The organism is Chryseobacterium sp. Leaf201, from assembly GCF_001421435.1.
Lineage (GTDB): Bacteria > Bacteroidota > Bacteroidia > Flavobacteriales > Weeksellaceae > Chryseobacterium.
The window spans coordinates 25,178-31,408 of the sequence record NZ_LMKA01000085.1 but is presented as its reverse complement, the minus strand read 5'-3'; the positions used below and the strand labels follow the sequence as shown (position 1 = coordinate 31,408).

The following is a 6,231-nucleotide window of genomic DNA, read 5'->3' as shown; positions in this document are numbered from 1 at the left end:
TGCGCTCCCGTTTTACCGGACTGCAAAGATACAAATCTTTTTGTCTTTTCCAAATTTTATTTAATTAAAATCTTAAAAAGTTTTCCCGATCCGTACCCTATATAATTGCTTAAAGCAATCACATAATGTAGATGATTAGTCCTTAATGTTCAGCTTATCTGAAAGCTCCTTCTGCGCTACTGACCTAACTCTCGTTTTCAGTGGGGCAAAGATAGAAACTTCAACCCTACCAAACAAATATATTTAACGTAAAATTTACTTTCTGTTCACCTTAAAACCCACTTTGTGGGTAAKTACARMCTTATATTATTAACTCCTACATCGTTACAATAAAACCAGACTTATCCACAACAATCAAATAAAGATTCTGAGTGTTACCTAAATGCTGATGAAGTGAGTCTTTTAGAGGCCTAGATGAATAACCAAGGATTTAAACAGGCTTTATAAGTGTAGAAGACAGTTCAGTGAAGTAGACGTTTCCGGATAAGGATAGCTAAAAGAGTTTTATAACCGAGACTCTAAGGAAACCTCATAGGTTTTTGAAAACCTATGAGGTTTGAGTGAACGTAATTAATATTAATTAATGATTGTTGATCAGTACTGCTCATTACTTTAGATTCATTCTTTTCCCTATATACTATATATAATGAATAGAAAATATAATTTATCAGATAAGAGTTTATCGAGAATGTTTATTAATTAGTGATTATTGATTTGTAGGGGTAATCGCTATAGACAGCTTTGGTTTCATTGTACTATATTATAATGAATCAGGAAATAAAGATATACTAGAATAAGCTTTATATAAGTAATTCTGGTTGACGGGTATCGAATAGTTAACTTTGATTGAAAAGTCCCAATGGACTTTAAGCTAATGTAATTGTGTGATGAAAATCGTAATGCAAACTTTGATGGAAACCTCATAGGTTTTTAAAACCTATGAGGTTTGAGTGAACGCAATTAATATTATACTATTATATATAAGGTATGCTATATATGAGACTATATAAAGAGTACAGTACATAAGAATAAAGTATCCTAAAACCACCGCGTCAAAAATCTTATGATTTTTGACACCCTCCGAAGGAGGGGAAGTTTACTGCGGGATTATTGACAGGGGTCGATGGGAATTAAATTAGCATGATAATAAGGGATGCTGAAGGTAGCGGATTATAACACCATTATTGTTGAACCCACAAAAGCCTAGCCCCGATAGAAACGGCTACCCCGCAACAAAGAAAGGCATAAGCAAAGGAAAATGCAGTGGCAAGCCCGGCGTGAGGAGTAAGAGTGGATAGCGGGATCAAGCTCCTAAGAAAAAATGGAACTTGATTTTAAAAATTCCGGATTACTGTATTCCTTATATATAATGTATGCTTCTTTATAGATGTTCTTATTATATAATTACTGCTTCATTCTTATTTCTTCAAAATATATTGTTAAATTTGAATCATGAGTTTTGGAAAAGATTTATTAAGGAAAATCAAGAGTGCCGCACTGCCAGGGGAAAATGCACACGGTGTTTTTTCACTGCCGTCCCGCCCCGTTTTTACCTACGAAGAGGTTTTAAAGAATAATCCAAAATTTGCGGCTGTCAATATTGCGCTGTATCTTAAAAATGACGAATGGCATTTCCCTCTGATTCAGAGGACCATCAATGAGCATGACCGGCACAGCGGACAGATTTCCCTGCCCGGCGGCAAGCGTGAGGAAACGGACCGTGACTTTGCGGAAACTGCCGTGCGTGAAACGTCGGAAGAAATCGGGATTGACAAACATTATATAAGAATCATCAGGGAAATGTCCCCGATCTATATTCCGCCCAGTAATTTTTATGTTTATCCTTATATATCCTACACCAGCAGAAATCCGGCATTTGTTTTGCAGCAGAGTGAAGCAGTGGAAGTTATTGAATTTCCGGTCACCAGCTTTCTGAACCTTCCCGACACGCCTGAAATCATGGCACTGCCAAGCGCAGGGGGAAATGAGGTCCCGGTGATTAATTTTAACGGATATATCATTTGGGGGGCTACCGCAATGATACTGAGCGAATTCAGCCAGTTGCTGAAAAAAATGTAACTTTGCACCACTGTGTTTAATTGAGAGATGGCGAAGAAAAATATTTTCACCGATGCATTCGGTACTCCTTATTTTTTAAAAAGGCTGATTATTTTCATTCTGGGAATTATATCCTACAGAAGGTTCAACGGCTTTAACAAACTAAAAATTACAGGGACTGAACATCTTGTGGATCTTCCGGATTCCAATGTACTGTTTGTATCCAATCACCAGACCTATTTTGCCGATGTAGCGGCCATGTACCATGCATTCTGCTCGGTAAACAACGGATATCTGAATACCATAAAAAACCCGATCTATTTATTAAACCCAAAAATTGATTTCTATTACGTTGCGGCCGAAGAAACGATGAACAAAGGAATCCTTCCCAAGATCTTCAAAATTGCCGGTGCCGTAACGGTTAAAAGAACATGGAGAGCAGAAGGTAAAAACGTCAACAGGATCGTGGATATGAGCGAGGTTGACAACATCATGAAAGCTCTTGATAACGGCTGGGTAGCCACTTTCCCTCAGGGAACCACTTCCGCTTTTGCCCAGGGAAGAAGGGGAACGGCAAAACTGGTTAAGAATCAGCGTCCGATTGTAATCCCGATAAAGATCAACGGGTTCCGCAGGGCTTTTGACAAAAAAGGACTCCGGGTAAAGGTAACGGGTGTAAAACCTACCATGGAATTCAAAGCGCCTCTTGATATCGATTATGATAAAGAAAATGCACAGGAAATCCTCAATAAAATCATGACTGCCATTGAGCAGACCGAAGATTTCAATCTGTTACACCAATATGACGAAGAACTGAAAGCCAAAAAATCAGAACAAAAAGAATCAGGTAACTAAAGCAGAATTATTATGAAAAGGATAACAGGAATCTTATTTGCCCTTATTGTATTAGGATCATGCAACAGCCAGAAGGTATATTCGGATTTCGATATCAGCTATTCCAGAAGCGGCGGCCTTTCACCGGTGTATGAGAACCTTCTGATCAAAGGATATGATGCCCATTACTCTTTTGAAGGCCAGGGTAAAAAATACAGGCAGGATTTCAAAGTTCCCCAGGAAGATTTAAATAAAATAGAGCATACGCTGTCCAGGAATAATTTCAGAAGGATCCAGGAAGACCACAAAAAGATCTATGATCATATTTCAACTTCCGTGAATGTAAAAAAAGGTCCTAATGAAGGCAGTAAAACAGATGCCAGCTCCATTATGCCGAACTACAGAACAAACTGGACCAACATCACCAATGCTTTCCAGGAGCTTATCAATAATAACGTAAAAAAACAGTAATCCCATTGAAGACCCATTTCATTGCTGTCGGCGGAAGCGCCATGCACAATCTTGCCATTGCATTAAAAGATAAAGGATACCAGGTTACAGGTTCGGATGATGCGATCTTTGAACCTTCAAAATCAAGACTGGAAAAGAAAGGAATTTTACCTGCAGAAACGGGTTGGTTCCCGGAAAAAATCACCTCTGATATCGATGCCGTAATCCTTGGGATGCATGCGCACCAGGATAATCCTGAACTGGCAAAAGCAAAGGAACTGGGATTAAAAATATATTCTTATCCGGAATTCCTGTACGAGCAGTCTAAAAATAAAACCCGCGTGGTTATTGCAGGCTCGCACGGGAAAACAACCATCACCTCAATGATCCTTCATGTCCTCAATTTCCATGGGAAAGATGTGGATTATATGGTGGGTGCTCAGCTGGAAGGTTTCGACTGTATGGTAAAACTCACTCAGGATAACGACTTTATGGTGCTGGAAGGTGATGAATACCTCTCCTCTCCTATTGATCTCCGTTCTAAATTTCTGCTGTACCAGCCTAACATTGCATTGTTAAGCGGAATTGCCTGGGACCATATCAATGTCTTTAAAACGTTTGATGATTATATTGAGCAGTTCAGGAAATTCGTGGCCAGCATTACACCGGGCGGAATTTTAGTTTACAACGAAGAAGACCCTGAAGTGGTAAAAGTAGTGGAAGCAGCGGAAAACTATTTCAGAAAAATCCCCTACAAAACACCCGAATATGAAATCATTAACAGCCATGTCCATTTGAAAACAGAAATGGGCGATGCTCCGCTTTCGGTTTTCGGAGCACATAATTTATTGAATCTGGAAGGGGCAAGAAATATCTGCCATCACCTGGGTATTATGGATGAAGATTTCTACGAAGCCATCATGAGCTTTAAAGGGGCTTCAAAACGTCTTGAGAAAGTGCAGAGAGAAGATAAAGGAACACTTTACAAAGATTTTGCACACGCTCCGAGCAAAGTAAAAGCTGCTGTCAAAGCTTTCTGCGAACAGTTTAAAAACGAAAAAAAATACGGTTTTCTTGAGCTCCATACGTATTCAAGCTTAAATCCTGTTTTCCTTGAACAGTATGATCATGCCATGGACGGACTTGATGAAGCGATCGTTTTCTATTCTGAAGATGCTTTAAAGATCAAAAGAATGGAACCGATTTCTCCTGACCTGATCAAAGAAAAATTTAAAAACGAAAACCTGAAAGTCTTTACCAGTGCAGAAGAGCTTCATGCCTACTGGGATACACTGGACAAAACACAGGGTGTTTACATGATGATGAGTTCGGGTAACTTTGGCGGACTGGATCTGACGAAATAATTTCATATAAAAGTATAATAAAAGCTGTATTCTGATGAGAGTACAGCTTTTATTTTAATGATTATACTTGTAGCCAGTCCTGATATTTTGTCTCTACCCAATTCTTTAAATATTCATTAAATTCAAACAACAGCAATTCTGCGTCTGTTTCAAAACATGATTTGGGATAACCATCGATAATATTTACATTTAAAGATTCTGTATCAAAATTTAATATAAACATTTGATTTCCAGAATCAGTAATAGCGAGATGTGCAGGACTATAATCCTGATGCAAAGTTTTGTATTCAGAATCTAATAGTCTTTCTAAATAATTAAAAATTTTGCCTGTAGGTCTCCCTTTTTCTATAAAAAAATCAGATTTATTTTTAGTGATTTTTTCATGTTGAAAAGCTGCCATCTGAAAGGTATAATTAAAATTATGATCAATCAGCAGTTCAGCATTTAAAAGTCTTTCATTAAATCCATCTGATCTTAAAAAAGAAAAAATATACTTACAGTCTAAAGTGATTATATTTTTTTCTTCGTTAAATTTTCTGGAATGAATCCACATTTATTCTGTATTTTAAATATCCGCCACAGCATTCAGCATTTTCTGTTCCCATTCCGGATCTTTCGGATCAAAGAATAATCTTTTCCCGGTATCTAAAGAACACACAGTATTCATCTCTTCTTCTGATAATTCAAAATCAAAAACGTTGAAATTTTCTTCAATCCTGGATGGCGTTACCGATTTCGGAATCACACAGAACCCTTCCTGCAAATGCCATTTTAAGATCACCTGAGCAACTGTTTTACTGTGTTTTTCTGCGATATTTTTTAAATCTTCATGATCTAAAAGTCCTGCATTACCGTTTCCAAGCGGGCTCCAGGGTTGCGTAACGATATTGTTTTCCCTGTTGTATACCTGAAGTTCTTTCTGCTGGAACAGGGGATGAAGTTCAATCTGATTAATTACAGGAAGTACACCTGCGTCTGCCTTTAATTCTTCCAGTTTCTCAACGGTAAAATTACAAACACCGATTGCCTTTATTTTACCTTCGTGATAAAGTTCTCCCATTGCTTTCCAGGCACCTGTAAAATCACCGTAAGGCCAGTGAATGAGATACATGTCGAGATAATCCAGCTGTAACCTGTCCAGTGTCCGCAGGAAAGCACTTTTCGCCTTTTCGTATGAAGTATCCTGAACCCATAACTTTGAAGTTATAAACAGGTCTTCCCGATCTGTCCCGCTGTTTTTTATAGCATTGCCGACAGCAGTTTCATTCTGATAAATCGCAGCGGTATCAATCATCCTGTACCCTGTCTGAATGGCTTTGATTACAGAATTTTCACATTCCTGTAGATCTTCCATCTGCCAGACTCCGAATCCTAAAGCAGGAATATCAACTCCGTTATTTAATGTAATAGCAGGCTGGCCTGCATATGTTTTTTTCTGCATAGTATTTTATTTGATGTGAATGCTAACTAATTTACGATAAATTTTAGAATTTCAGGATATCAATTTACTTAAAATCCCTATAAA

At 38.0% G+C, this 6,231-nt stretch carries 6 protein-coding genes; 4 read left to right on the top strand and 2 right to left on the bottom strand.

Annotated features, from left to right (window positions below; translation table 11 throughout):
* The first annotated feature begins 1,452 nt into the window (after positions 1-1,452).
* Genes ASE55_RS12935 through ASE55_RS12920 form a run of 4 tightly spaced genes read left to right on the top strand, consistent with a single transcriptional unit; the run spans position 1,453 to position 4,706 of the window.
* Positions 1,453-2,079 (top strand): NUDIX hydrolase, encoded by a 627-nt coding sequence (locus ASE55_RS12935; protein WP_056220324.1) that lies wholly within the window; start codon positions 1,453-1,455, stop codon positions 2,077-2,079.
* A gap of 27 nt (positions 2,080-2,106) precedes the next feature.
* Entirely contained in the window at positions 2,107-2,913 is an 807-nt protein-coding gene (locus ASE55_RS12930; RefSeq protein WP_056220323.1) for a lysophospholipid acyltransferase family protein, read from the top strand.
* A gap of 12 nt (positions 2,914-2,925) precedes the next feature.
* Positions 2,926-3,363, top strand: a complete 438-nt coding sequence (locus tag ASE55_RS12925; protein WP_056220321.1) for a hypothetical protein — start codon at positions 2,926-2,928, stop codon at positions 3,361-3,363.
* A 5-nt stretch (positions 3,364-3,368) separates the two neighbouring features.
* Positions 3,369-4,706, top strand: a complete 1,338-nt coding sequence (locus ASE55_RS12920) for a UDP-N-acetylmuramate--L-alanine ligase (protein ID WP_056220319.1) — start codon at positions 3,369-3,371, stop codon at positions 4,704-4,706.
* A 61-nt stretch (positions 4,707-4,767) separates the two neighbouring features.
* Here ASE55_RS12920 and ASE55_RS12915 read toward each other — a convergent pair whose 3' ends face one another.
* On the bottom strand, positions 4,768-5,259 hold the full coding sequence (locus ASE55_RS12915; RefSeq protein WP_056220317.1) for a hypothetical protein: 492 nt from the start codon (positions 5,257-5,259) through the stop codon (positions 4,768-4,770).
* A gap of 12 nt (positions 5,260-5,271) precedes the next feature.
* The gene (locus ASE55_RS12910; RefSeq protein ID WP_056220315.1) at positions 5,272-6,147 is read right to left on the bottom strand and encodes an aldo/keto reductase; all 876 of its coding nucleotides are present in this window, start codon (positions 6,145-6,147) and stop codon (positions 5,272-5,274) included.
* Positions 6,148-6,231 lie beyond the last annotated feature (84 nt).